We start from the raw sequence: 20,313 nt of genomic DNA, 5'->3' as shown, positions 1-20,313 counted from the left end.
ATAATCTAGGAGGGGTATTGGATGAATATGCAAATGAATCCGAAATTGAAACAGCTGCGCCCGGGAAAAATAGTCAGCGGGATTGCAGCGGTGCTCATTGTATTGTTGATTGGCGCGAATTCTTTCGTATCAGTGGAATATGGGCATGTAGGTTTGTACAAAACCTTTGGTAAATTAAATGACAATACATTGTCACCCGGCATTCATTTTAAAATTCCGTTTATCCAAACGGTGATTCAGGTCAATACACAGGTAACGAAGGCGGAGACCGATACTTCAGCCTCTTCAAAGGATCTTCAGCCCGTGTCCACACATGTGGCGGTGAACTATTCCGTAAATAAGGCTTCCGCCTTTAATCTGATGAACAATATCGGAGGTAATTTTGATAGTGTAATTATCAATCCGGCCATTCAAGAAATCGTTAAAGAAGTGACAGCCAAATATCCAGCAGAGGATTTGATTACGCGTCGTGATGTAGTGTCGAGTGAGATTAGTGAGCACTTAACCGCTAGGCTGGCAAAATATGACCTGATCGTCAACGATATTAACATCGTTAACTTTAAATTCTCGGAGGCATTTAACCAGTCGATTGAAGCAAAGCAGGTCGCCCAGCAGCAGGCATTGAAGGCCGAAAATGATCTCCGGCGGATTGAAATTGAAGCGAAGCAAAAAATCGCCCAGGCGCAAGCAGAGGCTGAATCTTTAAGACTTAAGAAGCAAGAGGTTACACCTGAGCTGGTGCAGCTGAAGCAAATTGAGGTTCAGGAGAAAGCGCTGGAAAAATGGAACGGCGTGCTGCCATCTGTAACAGGGGGAGCCACACCTTTTGTGGATGTTCAATCCCTGACTAAATAATTCATTATTGGGTTTCTGATTTATTTCCTTTGATGAAAAAGCCCTACTTCTATAGAAGTAGGGCTTTTTATACTATTAATATTGATAAAGCATCGTAGGAATTTGCCAGCCAGCGCCAACTGACCAAAAGAAGACATAATCGCCACGTTTGATTCGTCCGTCCTCGACTCCGCGTTGAAAGGCGATAAAAGGACTGCTTGTGGCTGTATAGCCGAACTCGTCGCCTACATAAATGAACTTCTCTGCGGTTAGTCCGAGTCCGATTTGGATGAGCTCGATATTTTTCAGTGAGAATTGTGAAAGACAGAATGCAGAGATATCGTCCGTAGTCAGACCGTTGCGTGAGAGAAGCTCTTTCATATCCGCTATAGCTGCGTCTACACACACAGTACCGTCAAAAGGGGTCCACCGTATTCGAATCTGCTCTGGGGTCATACCCTCTTGATAAATATTCGACAGGCCGCAGGCCGGGAACATAATATTCTCGGAGCCCTCAGAATCGGTGTAATAAAGGGAATCTATGAAGCCTGCATGCTCGTTGCTGCGCTCCAGAATCACTGCTGCTGCGGCGTCCCCAAAGTTAGGGTAAGTAATTTCATCATCTGTATTGCAGTTCACTGAACTGTAGTCGCTTCCTACGACGAGTGCGTACCTGATGCTGGGATTGGCTTGCATATAACGACTTGTCTGCTCCACGGCAGATACCATTCCTGCGCAGTTAGCATTGGAATCCTGCGTAATGGTCCGGTGTTTACCTTGAAGCATACGGTGTAGTAGAAGTGCATTGGTAGGATAGGTGTACTCTGGCGTCTGTGAAGCGAACATGATCATGTCCATATCCTCACCTTGCAAATTCGCTTCGCTAAGCACTTTTTGGGCAGCCTTTAATCCCATCGTCAGGGCATTTTCACCCTGTTCTTTTACGATGTATCTCCGGTCGCGACCCATGACTTCTAGGAATCGTTTGATGTCCTTGCCTATACTCTGAAAATGCTTCAGATAATATTCGTTATCTACGATATGCTCTGGGTGGTAATAAGCAGCTTGGCGAATCGCTATATGTCCCAAGTGGCGCCTCCTATGCTTCAATAATTTCGTAATTTTCTAATTTCGTAGCCCGTGCCACTCGGCTTAGCTGCATTTTTAGGACAGGGCTTTTGGCAATAATAAAGGTTACTTTTTTAAATCCGGATTGTTTATACAGTATGTAGCATTGCTCAAGCATGGGAAGTGTGTCCTTTGAGGATACATTCAATGTCTTGCAATCTAGGATGATCTCATATTGTTTCGGGTCGAATGCACTTATGATTTGGTTGTACTCATTAATGAAACGTCCTGCATCTTCTGGCGACATAGTTCCTTCGACTTGTACATTCAGTTTTTGATCTGCAGCATTTGTGGCGAAATTGAAGTTTCCCATTTTTGATTAATCTCCTCCTAAGTATTATCTAAGAAAAATTTTGATGAATAGGATAAAAAAACCTATTTATCTAAGACTATTATCGTATTTTTAATTGGGAAAGTTTAGGGGATTAAACCTTTATTTTTTTAAAAAGATAATTTAGGGAATGATAAACTACTTAAAATCCATAAAATCTGCACAAATTAAGGTTTGAGGTAGGCATGCTCACCCTGTTTGCTTTGCAAAGCAGAGTTCTATTGGTATGATTACAGAGATGAAAAAAACTACTATCCAAATCATGGAGGAATAATAAAATGAGCGAAATTACACTATCGGGGATTATTGATCATACACTGCTTAAAGCAGATGCACGGAAAGAAGACATTATTAAATTGGCGGAGGAAGCTAAAACTTATAAGTTTGCTTCTGTCTGCGTAAACCCTGCTTGGGTAGCTACTGCCCATGAAGTGCTGAAAGATACGCCTGAGGTTAAAGTATGTACAGTTATCGGCTTCCCGCTGGGATCATCGACAACAGAGAGCAAAGCATTCGAGACTACCGATGCTATCGCTAAAGGTGCTGGCGAGGTGGACATGGTCATCAATATCGGAGCATTAAAAGATGGCAACGATGAGCTGGTTAAACGTGATATTGCAGCCGTTGTAGATGCAGCTCGTGGCAAAGCACTGACAAAAGTCATCATTGAGGCTTGTCTGTTAACGGAAGAAGAAAAAGTTCGTGCCTGCAAGCTATCTGTTGAGGCTGGAGCAGATTACGTAAAAACATCCACTGGATTCTCTACAGGCGGGGCAACGAAAGAAGATATCGCGCTTATGCGTGCTACAGTTGGACCTAATATCGGTGTAAAAGCTTCCGGTGGTGTACGTAGTGCAGAAGATGCACATGTAATGGTACAAGCAGGTGCAAGCCGTATTGGAACTAGTGGTGGTGTAGCGATTGCTAAAGGCGAAACAAGCCAAAGCAATTACTAAGCCGAGGGGCTGAATCGGAAGCGGCGAGTGAGGAGGACAAGCTCAATCGCCGCTGTCCTGATTCAAGCTATTAACCGATCAGTTTGATTAGGAATTGTGTTTTATACATAAGGTTGAGGTTTTTATTAATTTATATTGAAAGCGTTATCCAGTAGGTAGAGAACACTAGCAGAAGCATTTGACCAAAGTACAATAATTCACACCGGAATAATGAGATTTTTTTCTTTTCAAATGATGTGGTTTGTGAGAGAATGAGTACAATTCAAAATTGTTAATCATTTCTATACTTAATTATAGGGGAGGAAATACCTATGTCAGAAGATCGCAAGCTGTCGTTTGAAACTTTGGCTGTTCATGCAGGCCAGGAAATTGATCCAACTACTTTCTCACGTGCTGTACCGCTTTATCAGACCACTTCCTACGGGTTCCGTGATGCTGATCATGCAGCGGATCTGTTCGCGCTAAAAGAATTCGGTAATATTTATACTCGGCTGATGAACCCAACTACGGATGTATTTGAACAGCGCGTGGCGGCACTTGAAGGTGGGGCAGGTGCGCTTGCTACAGCTTCCGGGGCAGCGGCTATTTCCTTTTCCATTCTAAATATTGCCGGCGCTGGGGATGAAATTGTATCTGCTGCAAGCCTGTATGGCGGAACTTATAATCTTTTCTCGACAACACTGCCTAAGCTTGGTATTAAGGTTCATTTCGTAGATTCGGATAATCCTGAGAACTTCCGTGCTGCGATTACAGATAAGACCAAAGCTTTGTATGCAGAAACAATCGGCAATCCACAGGGAAATGTTCTGGATATTGCGGCAGTTGCAGCGATTGCCCATGAACATGGGATTCCTCTCATCGTAGACAATACGTTCCCAAGTCCATATTTATTGCGTCCCATTGAGCATGGCGCGGACATTGTTGTCCATTCAGCAACCAAATTCATCGGTGGACATGGTACATCCATTGGTGGGATTATTGTTGACGGTGGTAAATTTGATTGGAAGGGAAGCGGTAAATTCCCAGGTCTTACGGAGCCAGATCCAAGCTATCATGGAGTGGTTTATACGGAAGCGGTGGGCCCGATTGCTTATATTATTAAAGCCCGCGTTCAATTGCTTCGCGATTTAGGGGCGGCGATTTCTCCGTTCAACTCTTGGATGCTGCTGCAAGGTCTGGAGACTCTTCATTTGCGGATGGAACGTCATAGCCAGAATGCGCTGAAGGTAGCGCAATATTTGGAGGCACACTCCGATGTGGAATGGGTAAGTTATTCGGGACTTCCTACGCATCCATCTCATGAATTAGCGCAAAAGTATTTGCCTAAAGGCCAAGGAGCGATCCTAACTTTCGGTATTAAAGGTGGAAGTGCTGCGGGACGTAAATTGATTGAGAATGTGAAGCTGTTCTCTCATTTAGCGAATGTCGGTGATTCCAAGTCATTGATCATCCACCCAGCAAGCACAACACATGCACAACTGTCGGATGAAGAGCAAATCACAGCCGGAGTAACGCCGGAATTGCTGCGTTTGTCGATCGGGACGGAATCCATTGATGATATTATCTATGATCTGGAGCAAGCTATTGCAGCCAGTCAACAATAGAAGTTTATATTTCGAAAAGCATTACCGCTCTGCGGTGATGCTTTTTTTGTTGCGTAAAAAAGTTGGAATATTCATCGGATTTGGCAACGCTTGCATATTTCAGGTGTGGCTCCCGTATTTATAAGTGAGGTAATGAAATGTCGGTCGCTTATGTTATATAGCTTGGCATACCGGCAGCAATCCAAAGATAAAGGGTGGGTGCGAGGATGAAGGGTGAACGTCAGCAGGATGGTTTGCGGAGTAGTGAAGAGCGCCCGTTCAAGTTCATGTATAAGGCTGGTGATCGGACTGTGGGAATGGAAATGAGCCAAGCTGGGTCCGTAGCCTCGGCTGCCGCAGAATTTATCGCTGGAGTAGAGCAGAGGGATGTCATTGAGCCTTTGAAGCGGTCTTATTTTAAGCGGCCGGGGGAACCATCGACATTCCTAGTGCTGCGTGAAGGAAGAGAAGAACGTCTTGCTGGACGGGAAGGAACAAGGACTGCTCAAGCGGGCCCTTGTTTGATAAGGAGTGAGGAATGGCTGCTGGAACCAGAGCTGTTCTGTCTTTATGAGAACTGGTTATCTAGCGAGGATGAACTGCAAGCAGCCCGGATTCTGCAGCGAATCTCTTATCGTCTGCGCGCAGCTGCTGCCGAACTGCTCGAATCGCCGGATGGCGAATGGGCAGCGGTCACCCTGCTGCATCCAGAGTCACTTGCGGTGGCGCAGCCCGCCAAGCTTGCCGCGCTTCAGGACGCTCAGCTCGAAGCGCTGTTCGCTGCGGTGGCGGAGAGCCAGCGGCAAGGCGGCGATTGCCGCCTTGACCTGCTGGTCGCCTACACCGCAAGCGCAGCCGAATTCGCCGCGAAGCGCGAATTCATCGAAGACGTGGCCGATCAGACACTCGGCCACGCTTATGCGGCGGCATGCCGCATCGGGGCGCTGATCGCGCCCGATGTGGAGCCTGTCGCCGCTGCGGAAATCGCGCGTATCGCCGATTTCCTAGTGCTGGACGGCGCGGCGGGCGAACACGCGCCGGAAGAGACCGCCGCGGAGGAATTCGCCCTGGCGGCGGGGAAGATCTTTGCCGCCGTGACGAGCGTGAAGCCGGCGGCGGTGGTGCTCGCCGCGGGGACACCGGCGGCGTCGGCTTTGGCCGATCTGTATCAGATCGGGCTCAGCGGGATCTTTTGCAGCGCCGGTCAGCGGACCGAAGCGCTGCTGAGAGCGGCCTGCCTGATCTGGATCGCCAGGCAGCGAGAAACGCTGGATACTGCCGCCGGGGGAAGGCAGTAAGCTTTTTCTGATGAACGATACGGTGCAGTTCATATAAGAATCGAAAAAAGACTTCAGAGCAGCGATTATCCGGTTATCGGAGAATCGTTGCTTTGTTTTTTTGGTCGTTAGCGGCCTGCTTCAACAGCGTACATATATCCCTTTACTCAATCACTATACTCAACCTCCGTGCTCAATACTGTACTCAACCTCCGTACTTAAACTAATCTGCACTCATGCTTTGCATTTAAACGCCGTACTCATACCGGGTACTCATACCATGTGCCCAAACACCGCACTCAACCTCCGCACTTAAACTAATCGTGCACCTCTGCACTTAGACTAATCAACACTCAAACTAGGCACTAACCTCCGCACTCCTCCGCCCCCCGATGCTTAAGGACCCAGATGACGCTATTTGCCTGATTTTAGCTTTTTAAGCATGGTTTCGGACACCAGAGACACTATTCGTTAGGAAGAGGTACATATTTGGTGCTTTTCAGGTCAATAGCTGCAATGGAGTCCGTTAGAATACCAAATGTGTTTAAAATCAGCGATTAGGGTCAGCTGAGTCCGATAGTAGCAACATACGCGAGCAACTTGCATCATACGTTCATCACTCGTGTCGTATTCATACTTTGCGCTCAACCTCCGTACTCAACCCCCGCACTCAAACTAATCTGCACCGATCCTTTCTACTATCACCAGTAGCTACAGACAACATTAGTTTTAGGACATCCACATACGTTCCCAGCTTCTCCTTACATTTTACATAAACAGGATAATGACAGTGAAGGCTCGAATTTTATTAGCATCTTGCTGAATAGGGGTGCTGTAGATGTCTACAAATTTTAGAGTTGGCCTGCAAAAGGTCGTAGATCATTCTTACGATATTGAGATTGGGGAAGGTCTTTTTGGCGCTCTGATCGAGGATTTGAAACATGGAATTGTCGAGAATGTAAGCAAATTCGCGATTATTACAGATTCAAAAGTTGAAGCCCTGTATGGACAAGCCTTGCTGGAACAACTGCATCAGAATGATTTTCAAGCGGAGTTATTTTCTTTCCCTGCTGGAGAGAAGTCTAAAACCCGAGAAACGAAGGCACAGCTGGAGGACCGGCTATTAAGCCGTTCTTACGGACGAGATTGCTGTATCCTTGCCATAGGAGGTGGAGCGGTAACGGATTTGGCAGGTTTTTTGGCTGGAACATTTGGTCGGGGAGTGCCAAGTTTGAACTATGCAACTACCCTTTTAGCAGCAGCGGATGCTTCTATTGGTGGTAAAACGGGCGTGAATACACCGGTTGCAACCAATCTAATTGGTGTTTTTCATCAGCCTAAAAAGGTCTACATTGACCTAGCCACTTGGAGAACGCTTCCGGTACGTGAGCTTCGTAGTGGGTTGGCTGAAACAATCAAACATGCCTGCATCGCGGATGCTGATTTTTTTGAGTTTCTTGAACAGAATATGGAGCGAGTGGTCTCCTCAGAAGGCGAACTTGTATTAGATCGAGAGGTTTGCGAACGGATTGCTTTTCATAATTGTGAGATCAAGTATAGCGTGGTGGAAAAGGATGAACTGGAGAGCAACCTGCGCCAAATTCTAAATCTGGGGCATACTGCTGGCCGGGCGTTAGAGGCATTAAGTAGTTATGAATTATTACATGGTGAGGCTATTGCGATTGGACTCGCCGTTCAGGTGCAGCTGGCAGAGCAGTTGGGGTATGTAACGGCTGACCAAACTCAGCGTGTGATTGCTTTGTTGAAGAAGGCGGGACTTCCGACTGAAATACCAGCAACCATTACAAATAGAATGCTGATTGATAAGATGTATACGGATAAAAAGGTTCGCAAAGGGCGTATACGGTTTGTGTTCCAAGCTGGAATTGGAGCGATGAAGTCTTTTGAAGGTGGAGCTTATTCGACGCCAGTCGAAGAGCAATTCCTATCCGAGCTTTTAAATAAAATACGCAGCTAAGAGAGGAAAACGTTAGTTTAAATTTATGACAAATAGCCTAGAAGGTAGGGTTTACTTTTTCGTTCAAGGTGGTATTATTAAAATATAAGTTGCACTAAGGAAATATAGTTGTACTGTTGCAACAATGATTATCATTCTCACTACTCATAGTTATCATTCATGCTGTCCCGGCTAAGCCGGGGCAGCATGTGTCATTTTAGGGGTCTTAAGAATGGCTCTCATTATCATTTAGACAAAACAAAACGTATGCTCCCGAAGCAAGTTTTGTTGCGAAGAGAAGTCAATGAAGTAATCCTACACAAAACTTTCAGGATGGTGATTATTATGCAAGCAACATCAAAACATTTACCCCAGCAAACCTCAATCTCCGGCAGCATGAAGAAACCAGGCGCTCCAAAACGCCGGTTCGATCTGAGAGCCATGCTCAGCAACTCCGAGATGCAGGCTGCGCTTGGCAGCGGAGTACTTATGCTTTTTGCTTGGGCTATGGGCAGCTGGTCAGAAGTTTTCTCTATAGTACTTTATGTTATTTCGTATACCATTGGTGGCTGGAACAAAGCCAAAGAAGGCATTGAGACGCTCGTCAAAGAACGTGATCTCGATGTGAACCTGCTGATGATTGCGGCCGCACTAGGCGCAGCTACCATTGGGTACTGGAATGAAGGTGCTATGCTCATCTTTATTTTTGCGCTTAGTGGAGCTTTAGAGAGCTATACGATGGAACGGAGTAAGAAGGATATTTCCTCACTTATGGCCTTGAAACCTGCCACAGCCATGCGGATTGAAAAAGGAAGCATGAACGAGGTAGCTATTGATCAGTTAGTAATTGGAGATCTGTTGCTTGTACGTCCAGGGGATCTTATTCCTGCAGATGGCAAGGTGTACAGAGGAGAATCGGCAGTAGATCAGGCTTCCATTACAGGAGAGTCAGTGCCTGTTGAAAAATGTGCCGGCAGCGAAGTATTCGCAGGTACGGTCAATGGAGAAGGTCCGCTTTATATTGAAGTAACGAAATCAGCAGAGAACACACTTTTTTCCAAGATCATTAAGATGGTAGAAGAAGCAGAGTCGGATGTTCCAAACTCACAGCGATTCATTAAAAGACTGGAAGCCATCTATGCACGGGTAGTCGTTGCCTCGACTGTGGCTCTTATTTTCCTTCCACCCTTTTTGCTGGACTGGAGCTGGAGCGCAACCTTTTATAAAGCGATGGTTTTTCTTGTAGTAGCCTCGCCTTGTGCGTTGGTCTCATCGATTATGCCTGCGATGCTGTCGGCCATTTCCAAAAGTGCACGAAAAGGGATTTTATTTAAAGGCGGGGTCCACCTCGAAAATATGGCCCGGACCTCTGTTGTAGCTTTTGATAAGACAGGAACCCTTACAGAGGGAACTCCGCAGGTGACAGACTTTATTGCAGCTGAAGGCTACAACCGGGAAGAATTACTGGCGATTAGCGCATCCATTGAGCATATGTCACGCCATCCATTGGCGGAAGCCATTGTGCGTAAAGCTGAGGAAGAATATCTGGAGCTGTGGGGAGTGCAGGAAAGTAAAACCATCACTGGCTGGGGAATTGAAGGTCAAGTTGACGGGCATCTCTGGAAAATTGGAAAGTCCAATTTACTGGATGAGCTGACTTCGTCTGCGATAAGTTCTGAGCTTGCATTCTGGAGAACTAAACGGCAGCAGTTGGCGGAAGAGGGGAAGACTGTCTCCATTATTTTGGACGGTGAGCATATCGCAGGTATGATTGCATTGCAGGATACAGTTCGCCCACAAGCAGAAGCCGCAGTGCGGAAGCTGCAGGAGCTGGGGATTAAAGTGGCTATGCTTACGGGTGACCGGGAAGCTACAGCAAAAGTTATTGCGGCTTCAACCGGAGTAGATTTAGTATTTGCCGACCTTTTACCAGAGGATAAAGTAAAGCATATTAAGGCGCTTCGTGAAGAGCACGGTAATGTTGTGATGGTGGGTGACGGTGTGAATGATGCGCCTGCTCTGGCTACAGCGACTGTTGGTATGGGAATGGGCATGAAAGGCAGTGGTGCAGCGCTTGAGATCGCCGATGTAGTGCTTATGAATGATAATATTGAAGAGATCGCCTCGACCATTTCATTGGCACGGCGCTCACAGCGTATTGTGAAGCAAAATATGATTTTTGCTGTAACAGTAATCGCGGTTCTGATGATCAGTAACTTTGTGCAGGGCATCGCCCTTCCTTTTGGCGTGATCGGTCATGAAGGCAGTACGATATTGGTTATTCTTAATGGGCTGCGATTGTTGCGGTAAGAGTTCAGTGATGTTACTGTGTATTATTTATTGTCAAAAATTAAATTGTTCACAAATGATTTTTCCCTGAGGGAGTCTGGCTTATTGACATTTTTGCTTTCAGTTAGCATAATTAAGACTACATTATAATTATTTTAAATAAGAAGCGACGTCACTGCCGTCTAACTCAAGGAGGATATAGATATGTATAAATCAATAATTGTTGGAACCGGACCGGCGGGGTTGACTGCTGCTATCTACTTGGCTCGTGCCAATTTGAACCCACTAGTAATCGAAGGACCTCAACCTGGCGGACAATTGACCACCACTACAGAAGTGGAGAATTTCCCGGGATTTCCTGATGGAATTATGGGTCCAGACTTAATGGATAATATGCGTAAACAAGCTGAACGTTTTGGTGCGGAATTCCGTACGGGTTGGGTGAACAGTGTAGAACTTGGAGAGCGTCCTTTTAAGCTTAATGTTGAAGGATTGGGTGTTCTTACGACGGATACCCTGATCATTTCGACTGGCGCTACGGCAAAATACCTCGGTATCCCAGGCGAGCAGGATAATGTGGGACGCGGTGTAAGCACCTGTGCTACCTGTGATGGATTCTTCTTCCGTAATAAAGAGATCGTGGTTGTTGGCGGTGGAGATTCTGCGCTTGAGGAAGCGGGTTTCTTGACTCGTTTTGCCTCCAAAGTAACGCTGGTACACCGTCGTGAAGAGCTACGTGCTTCCAAGATCATGCAGGATCGCGTTCGCGATAATGTTAAAGTAGCTTGGAGCCTGAATCGTACTCCTCTGGAAGTAACTTCTGGAGACAAAGGCGTGAGTGGACTAAAAGTGCTGAACAATGAGACCGGACAAGAAGAAATCATTGAAGCAAGCGGAGTGTTTGTGGCGATTGGCCACCATCCTAACACTGCATTTTTGGGTGGACAAATCACAACTAATACTGAAGGTTATATCATGACTAACCCAGGTACTTCTGAAACTAATATCCCAGGCGTATTCGCTTGTGGTGATGTGCAGGATACCCGTTATAGACAAGCAATTACGGCAGCAGGCAGTGGATGTATGGCAGCTATGGATGCTGAGAAATACATTGAAAGTCTGGAACATAGCGCGGTTATTCTGTAACATAACTGTAATCTTCCATAGGAGGTCTAATGATGGAAAATGTAATTGTATATACATCAACAAATTGTCCACATTGCCGTCAGGTGAAGAGCTTTTTGAGTGAAAAAGGCGTAGCCTATGAAGAGCGTAATATTGAGCAGAATGATGATTACGCGCAGCAGGTTTGGGATATGGGAATGAGAGCTGTTCCTGTAACTGTAATTGGTGAGCACAAAATCGTGGGGATGAATAAAACTCAGTTCGACAAAGCATTGGCGACTGTTTAATTAAATATATTTCTGTGAGGAAATTGCAAAAGGTCGCTTCCATTTTGGAGGTGATCTTTTTGTGGTCTAAGTATACAAAAATAGCCTGACGCTAATATGCGCAGGCTATTTTTTATGATGTAAATCGCAAAGTTCAATTTAAGCTTGAGTGAAAGAGGTAATGATCTGAAATAGGACGTATACAGCAACACCGCTGCCGATCAGAATGAATCCTGATTTCTTTTTGGCTTGAAAAAAACGGAGCACACCGAGACTGATCAAAGGGGCAATAATGAGCAGAAAAAGCAACACAGTGATGAACATCTGTGCCGAGATATCAGACGTATCAACATAGGTCATGGACTCGCTCTCCATTTCAAAAAAGGGGTTGTAGTGATAAATGTCACACTAACTTATCCTTTATTATATAGGATTTAAGTTGCTTTTACTGCACTTTTGATCCACCTAAATGCGGCAATTTTACGTCAATTCTATCCGCTCTTGAATTTCACCCGTGAAACTGTCCCGCAAAACGTTGTCCATTAGACTACATTAAACGGTCACCCGAATATCGCCTAGAAAATGCATAACTGCAGAGAACCCCGCGCCTATCATCGTGCCTCGGCTGCCCAGCTTGGAGAAGGTAATCTCGAGCTGCTGCTTATGATAAGGAAGTGTACGCTCGGCTACAACCCGGCGAAGGGGCTCCCCTAACCAGGCTTCTGCTTCGGATAAGGCTCCACCGATGACAATCAGCTCTGGATTAAAGCTATTGATTAGATTCGTTACTCCGATGCCGAGATATTCACCCATAGATGAGAAGTGGCGCAAGGCGTCTTCTTGTCCAGCGGCTGCATAACGGACCAGTTCTTGTGTGGTATGAGCAGGGAGGGAGAACTCGGAATGGTCATAGGTTTTCTCCGAGGCATATAGCTCCCAACAGCCACGGCTCCCACAACTGCACGGCTTGCCTTGTGCTTCAATCGTCATATGTCCGGTCTCGCCGGCATATCCTCTTGCACCTTTGTACAGCTCTCCGCCAATAATAATACCGGATCCGATCCCTGAACCCGCACTGATATAGAGCAGATGTCTAACATCTTTTGCCGCCCCAAAGTTCAGTTCACCTTGTGCACCTGCGTTAGCTTCGTTATCAATAGTGACTGGAACCGCGAATTCCGCCTCCAAAATACCCCGCAGGTCGACCATTTCCCAGCCAAGGTTGGGAGCAAAAAGAACAACCCCGTTCTCATCCACCATCCCGGGGACACCTACTCCGATGCCGACGATACCGTACGGGGATTCAGGTGCTTTATCAATCAAGTCTGAAATTGTTTTTTTCATCCGTTCCAGTACATAAGGCAGAGCATGATTGTCCAGGGAGAAATCGCTTTCGAAAAGAATGCCACCACTTAAATCACATAAGACGGCTGTCAGTTGCTTCACCCGTAGCTCTATACCGATTACACTGCCAGCCATGCTGTTAAAATGCAGCATTAGCGGCTTACGTCCGCCACTGGATTGACCTGGTCCAACTTCAGTCACTAATTCTTGAGCGCATAGCTCAGCCACCAGATTGGATACGGTAGCTTTATTCAGTCCGGTCATCTCTGAAACCTTGGCGCGCGAGAGCGGAGAGTTCCTTCGAATAGTATGTAGTACGATCGATTTATTGATTTTTTTGACCAGCGCCTGATCTCCGGTAACCTTCACGAATCACACATCCTTTTTAGCATAGTTCCCTTTTGTTGTATGCCACTTAGTCTAGAGTGATGTGCTGGAAATTGCAATACATCGGCAGAAAAGAGGAAATCTATGTTTGTTGGATTTTTTGAATATTAAACGGATAGGCAAGGGAGACTTAAAGAGGCGGAAATTTTATAAAAAAACTTTGTTTAACCAATATACAAAGTCAAAAAGATGTGTTAAGATGATGCTGTAAACGCTTGCTAGCGTAGCACAATATGAGGAGGATTACACAATGGCTTATTTTGAGACAGTGAACAAAATCTCTTACGAGGGAAGCCGTTCCACCAACCCTTATGCATTTAAATTCTACAATCCTAAAGAAGTCGTAGCCGGCAAAACTATGGAGGAACATCTGAAATTTGCAATGGCTTATTGGCATACATTAACTGCTGGCGGTTCTGATCCGTTTGGCGCTGAAACTGCAATTCGCAGCTGGGACAAATTGAGTGGTCTTGATAAAGCTAAAGCTCGCGCTGAAGCAGCATTCGAATTTATGGACAAGATGGATCTGCCTTACTTCTGCTTCCATGATGTAGATATCGCACCAGAAGGCGCATCTTTGCGTGAGTTCTACAGCAACATCGACACTATTGTTGATATCCTTGAACAAGGCATGAAGACTTCCGGCAAGAAATTGCTGTGGAATACAGCTAATATGTTCACTAACCCGCGTTATATGCACGGTGCAGGTTCTACACCTAACGCTGATGTTTTCGCACATGCAGCAGCACAAGTGAAGAAAGGTCTGGAAGTTGGTAAACGTCTGGGCGCAAGCAACTATGTATTCTGGGGCGGCCGTGAAGGTTACGAAGAATTGCTGAATACAGATATGGGTCTTGAACAAGATAACATTGCACGTCTGTTCAGCATGGCTGTAGATTACGCTAAGGAAATTGGTTTTGATGGTCAATTCCTGATCGAACCTAAACCAAAAGAGCCTACTAAACATCAATATGATTTCGATGCAGCAACAACAATTTCGTTCTTACAAAAATACAACCTCGACAAGCACTTCAAGCTGAACCTTGAAGCTAACCACGCTACGCTTGCAGGTCATACTTTTGAACATGAACTTCGTGTAGCTCGTATTAATGGCATGCTTGGATCACTTGACGCTAACCAAGGGGATACACTGCTTGGTTGGGATACTGATGAATTCCCAGTAAACATCTACGATGCAACACTTACTCTTTATGAAGTATTGAAGAATGACGGTCTTGGCAAAGGCGGAATTAACTTCGACGCTAAAGTACGTCGTCCTTCCTTCGAGCCACAAGATCTGTTCTTGGCACACATCGCTGGTATGGATACTTACGCAAAAGGCTTGAAAGTTGCTGCTAAATTGATCGAAGATCGCGTATTCGAAGATTTCATTGACAAACGCTACAGCAGCTTCACAGAAGGCGTTGGTGCAGACATCGTTTCCGGTAAAGCAACATTGGCTTCTTTGGCTGAATATGCTTTGAACAATGAGAACCCACGTCCTAACCAATCCGGACGTCAAGAATACCTGAGAGCTACCCTTAACCAATACATCTTGGCTGAGTAGTCCTTATAGGGAGCTTGAAGCTTAGGCTTTGAGTCGAGTTTGAACAAATGCAACGGGGGTTGCTGAAGAGAGCATTCTTCGGCAGCCCCCTTTTTGTAGTAAAAACTAAGCAAGATGCTTACGAAGTAAGTTTTGCTCGAAGTAATTCAATGAAGTCTATGCTAACAAAACTTTTAGGAGGTCAAAAATGAAATACGTTATAGGTGTTGATTTGGGGACTAGTGCAGTGAAGACTGTTCTAGTGGACCCGCAGGGGAAGGTGGCTTTTGAGCATTCCGAGTCCTACCCGCTAAGCAGACCCCAACCGAACTGGAGTGAGCAAAATCCTGAAGATTGGGTAAAGGGCACGCTGGTCAGCCTGCGCCGTCTGATTGAAGTATCAGGCATAGACCCGTCTCAAGTAGACGGTCTAAGTTTCTCCGGACAAATGCACGGATTGGTACTGGTAGATAAAGAAGGGCAAGTGCTGCGTCCAGCTATTCTTTGGAATGATACCCGTACTACTGCACAATGCCGTAAGATTGAGAAGACGCTTGGAACGAAGTTGATCGATATCGCCAGAAACAAAGCATTGGAAGGTTTTACACTGCCTAAGATTCTGTGGGTTCAAGAGAATGAACCAGAAGTATTATCACAGGCGCATCAGTTCCTGCTGCCAAAAGATTATGTTCGTTATCGGTTGACGGGTGATTATGCAATGGATTACTCCGATGCTGCCGGAACGTTGCTATTGGATGTAGGTTCTAAAGAATGGAGTGCAGAAATCGCAGAGGCTTTTGAACTTCCGCTTTCTCTTTGTCCTAGATTGGTAGAATCCTTTGAACAGACTGGAACTTTATTGCCGGACATTGCTGAAGCGTCAGGTCTTTTATCTTCAACAAAGGTATTTGCTGGTGGTGCAGATAATGCTTGTGGCGCGCTCGGAGCGGGTGTATTGGGAGAAGGCCGGACCATGTGCAGTATTGGTACATCTGGTGTAGTTCTTTCTTATGAAAGCAATAAAGATTTGAATCTCGAAGGCAAAGTCCATTTCTTTAACCATGGTGAAAAAGATGCCTACTATATTATGGGGGTTACACTAGCTGCTGGTCATAGCCTTACGTGGTTCAAAGAAACCTTTGCGGCGGACAAAAGCTTTGATGAGCTGTTAAGCGGAGTTTCCTCTATTCCAGCTGGCAGCGGCGGCCTGTTATTCACACCTTATATTGTAGGAGAACGTACACCACATCCAGATGCGAATATTCGCGGAAGCTTTATTGGTATGGATTCAGGGCATACGTTGACGCATTTTACACGTGCAGTATTAGAAGGCATTACCTTCTCACTGCGTGAATCCATTGAGATTGTACGTGAGTCAGGCAAAGAGATTACAGAGATCATTGCAATTGGTGGTGGAGCTAAAAATGAGGCTTGGCTGCAAATGCAGGCTGATATTTTCAATGCATCCATCGTGAAGCTGGAAAGTGAACAGGGTCCGGCAATGGGAGCAGCTATGCTGGCGGCTTATGGAAGCGGATGGTTCACATCCCTTGCGGAATGTGCAGAAGCGTTTATCCGTCCTGCTGATGTTTATAAACCAGATCCGAAACAAACGGCAATCTATGATGGTCTATTCAACCTCTATCAGGAAGTTTACGGCCAGACCCGCGAATTGAATAACAAGCTGGCTGCATATCGCCAATAAAACGCCATTTATCAATCTGTCTGATATAAAAAAGGTCTTTCGCATCTGGCGGAAGGCCTTTTTAAAGACCATCTTCTTTATAGAGGTGATGAACGGCAATATTCAAAAATGTTGCCGTTTTCATTTTTCTTCTGTAAAGTATGGAATATCTCCAAGGTAGTGGCAGCCTGTACATGAGATAGTGAAGGTTTCGGGGGGCGAAAGGCCATGTTTCAATGGTTTGTTAAGGTGCTGAATGACATCAAAATCCGCAATAAGCTGCTGCTTGCTTTTTTACTGACTACACTTTTACCGGTATTACTGGTAGGTGGTTATCTTACGATTGAGATGAGGACCATGGCGTTTGAGAACGCACTGGAGCAAGCTTCAATTAACGTAGATCGGGTAAAAAAAAGAACAGAAGAAGTCATCGGTGTATCGCAAGATATAGCGTATCGATTGTCCAATGATGCCCGGCTGAAAAAACTCGCCATACGCCAGTATGTAAGCACTTATGATGTGGTTGAGGCTTATCGGGATTACACTGATATGCGTGAATACCTAAGATTATATAAAGACATATCCAACATACGTTTATACACTGATAATGCTACGCTGCTTAACAACTGGGAGCTGATCAATCCTTCGTCTGCCATTAAGGAGAGCCAGTGGTATCAGAGAGCACAGCGGTACGATAGCCTCGTCGGTTGGGAATATATAGAGGATGAGCGTGATCAGCGGAATTATTTAAGTCTTGTCCGCAAAATCGAGCTGGAGGGCTCCAGTAAAATTGGCGTGCTCGTTATTAATGTAAACAGTCACCAGCTAACCTCAATTCTGAGCCAGGAATCATTTGATACCATGATCGTGGATGATCAGGATAATATCATTGCTGCGAACCGGAGCGATCGGACAGGAAAGAAACTGGCAGATGTTTCTTTTGATACAAAGCTTTTGGGGCAAGGAAGCGGGAGCTATGAGGCAGAAGTAGATGGTGAAGCCTCCAAAATAGTGATAGAAGAACTTAAACCACAAGCCAGCCGTAACGCCCTGCGAATTATTTCTGTTTTTTCTATTGATAGTATAGTCAAAGAACCTAATCGGGTGATTAAGCTTTCGATTACCGTGATTGCCGTAAGCGTTTTATTGGCCTTTTTAATCATATATAGTTTCTCTTCATTATTTTCACGTCGATTATTGCAGTTAAGCAGACATATTAACCGCGTTAGTACGGGTGATTTTGACACTTCATTAAAAATTGATGGCAAAGATGAAATTGCCCTGTTAGCTCGTCAGTTCAATTCTATGGTACGGAGTATTAACGATTTGATGTACGAGGTACAGGAATCTAATGACCAGAACAGTCTGCTGGAACAGAAACAGAATGATATCCGTTTTAAAATGCTGGCAAGCCAGATCAATCCTCATTTCTTGTTCAATGCGCTGGAATCTATTCGTATGGAGGCCCATATGAAAGGGCAAGTGGAGATTGCACGGGTAGTGCGTCTTCTTGGCAAAATGATGCGCAGTAATCTGGAGGTAGGCCGAAGTAAAATTTTGCTTAGCCAGGAGCTTGAAGTGGTTCGTTGTTATTTGGATATTCAGCAATTCCGTTATGAGGATCGTTTGAAATATCAATTTATTGTAGACCCTGCCGTCGAATCACTCTACATCCCGCCGCTGATTGTGCAGCCGCTTGTGGAAAATGCGGTGATTCATGGGTTAGACAACACGATGGATGGAGCAATGGTTACGGTGAATATCAAGCGTGAGCAGAATCATGCGGTCTTTACCATTACCGATAATGGAGCCGGGATCACTCCGGACAAGCTGGAGCAGATCCGTTATACCCTTGAGGTTCGTGATGAGCAGGAAGAGGCACGCATCGGGCTGCGCAATGTACACGACCGTTTGAAGTTATCCTACGGTGTTGAATATGGACTGAATATCGAAAGCCGGATGAATGAAGGAACATCTATTACGTTTCGTATTCCAATGGAGGACATAAATCTATGATCAAAGTATTGATTGTTGATGATGAGCCAAAGCTGCGGGAAGGCCTTCGGGCTCTAATCCCTTGGGAAGAGCTAGGGTATACGGTGGTGGCTACGGCCGCCAACGGCTTGCAAGCTCAGGAGAAATATCATATTTTTTATCCGGAACTGATTGTGGTGGATATCCGCATGCCTGGTATGGACGGGCTGGAGTTAATCGGTGAGCTGCGCGAGGAAGGCTCGACCAGCCATGTGCTGATTTTAAGTGGTCATGCGGATTTTGAGTATGCCAAACGAGCCATTTCTTACCGCATTGACGGCTATTTACTGAAGCCGGTGGATGAGGAAGAGCTAATCAACTATTTGGAGGAACTCAGAGTCACGATCGCTCAGGAAGATCGCTTTAGCCGCTGGAATGAAGAGGAGCCTGCCCGTAATCGCGAAAGCCTGCTGCGTACATTGCTGCAGCCTTCAACTGCGGAGGAGGGGGAGAATGATCCTGCTAAGCAGGCGGCAGCACTGGGTCTTAAATCAGACCGTGTCGAAGTGATCCTACTCGAATTACTCGCGCCTGCGGGCGGTAGTGAGGAAGGGGAGCGGGCCGTTAAGGCCGCGGTAGAACAGTATTTTGGCAGCAGTGAAGAGCGGATGTTTTTCACGATGCCGCCATATATTGGATTCCTGCTGCAAGAGCCGCTGCCAGGAAAGCAGGAACAGGAGCGGCTGATGGAAGAGCTTGCGTCCTTAATTTGCCGCGAGGGATACAACTTCAGCGCAGCAACGGGAGGCCCTGTAGCTGGACCAGAAGAGGCGGCACAGTCTTTTCAAGTGGCGCGTGAACTGCTGCGCCGGGCATTCTTTTACCGCAAAGGGATTCTGATCAGCGCCGATCTCTCCGGTATGTTGTTTCCTGGAGTGGCGGAGGCGTACACCGAAGAAGGGCAGGATGCGGAGAGCCGCCTAATGCTTGCTGTTGAAACCGGAAGCCGCGCGGCCATTGAACCGCTGGTGGATACGATCTGTGCGGAGCTACTGGCTGCGGGCAGTGAGGAGCAGCAGATCAAAGATACATTTGTGCGGATTCTCAGTACGGTGTTGGCCCGTCTCGAACCGGTCTATCCAGAGATTCGCAGCAATGCCGCTAAGCATTCCCCGCCGATCGGTGAGCTCTACCATAGTCATTATCTGGCAGACCTGCAAGAGCAGGCCGTTAATTTCATGGCGGAGATCGCCGATCAAATGTCCAGTGGCAGCAAAGGGAATGAGATCAAAAAAATTACGGAGCTAATCAACCGCCGTTACAATGAGAACCTTAAGCTTGAGACCTTATCTGAGTTATTTAATTACAACAGCGCATATCTAGGTAAAATGTTCAAGAACACTACCGGGGAATACTTCAATACGTATGTGGACAAAGTGCGGATTGAGAAGGCGAAGCAATTCCTAGCGCAAGGCATGAAAGTATATGAGGTGGCCGAGAAAGTTGGGTACATGAACCCCGATTACTTCAACGCCAAGTTCCGTAAATATGTAGGACTCTCCCCAAGTTCTTTTCGCAAAAACATCTAAAATAGAAGCCCAAAAAGCCACAGTTGCAGTTCAGGTATAACCT

General features: G+C 45.9%; 16 protein-coding genes. 12 read left to right on the top strand and 4 right to left on the bottom strand.

The window, feature by feature from the left end; translation table 11 throughout:
• The first annotated feature begins 21 nt into the window (after nucleotides 1-21).
• The gene (locus NYE72_RS26870) at nucleotides 22-855 is read left to right on the top strand and encodes a prohibitin family protein (RefSeq protein WP_036680268.1); all 834 of its coding nucleotides are present in this window, start codon (nucleotides 22-24) and stop codon (nucleotides 853-855) included.
• A gap of 75 nt (nucleotides 856-930) precedes the next feature.
• Here the strand turns inward: NYE72_RS26870 and NYE72_RS26865 are convergent, their stop codons facing one another.
• Nucleotides 931-1,923, bottom strand: coding sequence for a ketoacyl-ACP synthase III (locus NYE72_RS26865; RefSeq protein WP_339210809.1), 993 nt, complete (start codon nucleotides 1,921-1,923; stop codon nucleotides 931-933).
• 10 nt (nucleotides 1,924-1,933) lie between these two features.
• Nucleotides 1,934-2,275, bottom strand: a complete 342-nt coding sequence (locus tag NYE72_RS26860; RefSeq protein ID WP_076099934.1) for a hypothetical protein — start codon at nucleotides 2,273-2,275, stop codon at nucleotides 1,934-1,936.
• A gap of 296 nt (nucleotides 2,276-2,571) precedes the next feature.
• Here NYE72_RS26860 and deoC point away from each other — a divergent pair, with 296 nt between their 5' ends.
• The 7 genes from deoC (at nucleotide 2,572) to NYE72_RS26825 (ending at nucleotide 11,767) form a co-directional block, all read left to right on the top strand.
• Entirely contained in the window at nucleotides 2,572-3,249 is a 678-nt protein-coding gene (gene deoC / locus NYE72_RS26855) for a deoxyribose-phosphate aldolase (RefSeq protein WP_036680262.1), read from the top strand.
• A 311-nt stretch (nucleotides 3,250-3,560) separates the two neighbouring features.
• Nucleotides 3,561-4,853 carry a homocysteine synthase gene (locus NYE72_RS26850; protein WP_339210807.1) on the top strand — a complete coding sequence of 431 codons (1,293 nt, stop codon included), beginning with the start codon at nucleotides 3,561-3,563 and terminating at the stop codon, nucleotides 4,851-4,853.
• A 206-nt stretch (nucleotides 4,854-5,059) separates the two neighbouring features.
• Complete coding sequence (locus NYE72_RS26845; RefSeq protein WP_339210806.1) at nucleotides 5,060-6,130, top strand: hypothetical protein; 1,071 nt, start codon at nucleotides 5,060-5,062, stop codon at nucleotides 6,128-6,130.
• Between the two features lie 817 nt (nucleotides 6,131-6,947).
• Nucleotides 6,948-8,087 carry a 3-dehydroquinate synthase gene (aroB, locus tag NYE72_RS26840; RefSeq protein ID WP_339210804.1) on the top strand — a complete coding sequence of 380 codons (1,140 nt, stop codon included), beginning with the start codon at nucleotides 6,948-6,950 and terminating at the stop codon, nucleotides 8,085-8,087.
• Between the two features lie 324 nt (nucleotides 8,088-8,411).
• Nucleotides 8,412-10,376: a heavy metal translocating P-type ATPase gene (locus NYE72_RS26835; protein ID WP_076179357.1), complete on the top strand. Its 1,965-nt coding sequence runs from the start codon at nucleotides 8,412-8,414 to the stop codon at nucleotides 10,374-10,376.
• Between the two features lie 183 nt (nucleotides 10,377-10,559).
• Nucleotides 10,560-11,501: a thioredoxin-disulfide reductase gene (trxB, locus tag NYE72_RS26830; RefSeq protein WP_076128718.1), complete on the top strand. Its 942-nt coding sequence runs from the start codon at nucleotides 10,560-10,562 to the stop codon at nucleotides 11,499-11,501.
• Nucleotides 11,502-11,533: 32 nt separating this feature from the next.
• A complete protein-coding gene (locus tag NYE72_RS26825; RefSeq protein ID WP_076128716.1) occupies nucleotides 11,534-11,767 on the top strand; it encodes a glutaredoxin family protein in 234 nt (77 codons plus the stop codon).
• A gap of 138 nt (nucleotides 11,768-11,905) precedes the next feature.
• On the opposite strand, the gene NYE72_RS26820 is transcribed toward NYE72_RS26825, so the two are convergent.
• Together NYE72_RS26820 and NYE72_RS26815 are read right to left on the bottom strand one after the other, a co-directional pair.
• Nucleotides 11,906-12,106, bottom strand: coding sequence for a hypothetical protein (locus tag NYE72_RS26820; protein ID WP_036680251.1), 201 nt, complete (start codon nucleotides 12,104-12,106; stop codon nucleotides 11,906-11,908).
• 192 nt (nucleotides 12,107-12,298) lie between these two features.
• Nucleotides 12,299-13,459, bottom strand: a complete 1,161-nt coding sequence (locus tag NYE72_RS26815) for an ROK family transcriptional regulator (RefSeq protein ID WP_076179356.1) — start codon at nucleotides 13,457-13,459, stop codon at nucleotides 12,299-12,301.
• A gap of 268 nt (nucleotides 13,460-13,727) precedes the next feature.
• Here NYE72_RS26815 and xylA point away from each other — a divergent pair, with 268 nt between their 5' ends.
• The 4 genes from xylA (at nucleotide 13,728) to NYE72_RS26795 (ending at nucleotide 20,270) form a co-directional block, all read left to right on the top strand.
• Entirely contained in the window at nucleotides 13,728-15,044 is a 1,317-nt protein-coding gene (gene xylA / locus NYE72_RS26810) for a xylose isomerase (protein ID WP_076128712.1), read from the top strand.
• A gap of 187 nt (nucleotides 15,045-15,231) precedes the next feature.
• The gene (gene xylB, locus NYE72_RS26805) at nucleotides 15,232-16,728 is read left to right on the top strand and encodes a xylulokinase (RefSeq protein WP_076128710.1); all 1,497 of its coding nucleotides are present in this window, start codon (nucleotides 15,232-15,234) and stop codon (nucleotides 16,726-16,728) included.
• Between the two features lie 207 nt (nucleotides 16,729-16,935).
• Nucleotides 16,936-18,723, top strand: coding sequence for a sensor histidine kinase (locus NYE72_RS26800; RefSeq protein ID WP_076128708.1), 1,788 nt, complete (start codon nucleotides 16,936-16,938; stop codon nucleotides 18,721-18,723).
• The gene (locus NYE72_RS26795) at nucleotides 18,720-20,270 is read left to right on the top strand and encodes a response regulator transcription factor (protein ID WP_076185438.1); all 1,551 of its coding nucleotides are present in this window, start codon (nucleotides 18,720-18,722) and stop codon (nucleotides 20,268-20,270) included. The genes NYE72_RS26800 and NYE72_RS26795 overlap by 4 nt, the downstream gene beginning before the upstream one ends.
• The last annotated feature ends 43 nt before the right edge of the window (nucleotides 20,271-20,313 follow it).

This window comes from Paenibacillus sp. FSL L8-0333 (assembly GCF_037965665.1).
Classification (GTDB): Bacteria; Bacillota; Bacilli; order Paenibacillales; family Paenibacillaceae; genus Paenibacillus_AQ; species Paenibacillus_AQ odorifer.
The sequence above is the reverse complement of the archived record's forward strand: the minus strand, read 5'-3'. Positions and strand labels throughout refer to the sequence as shown.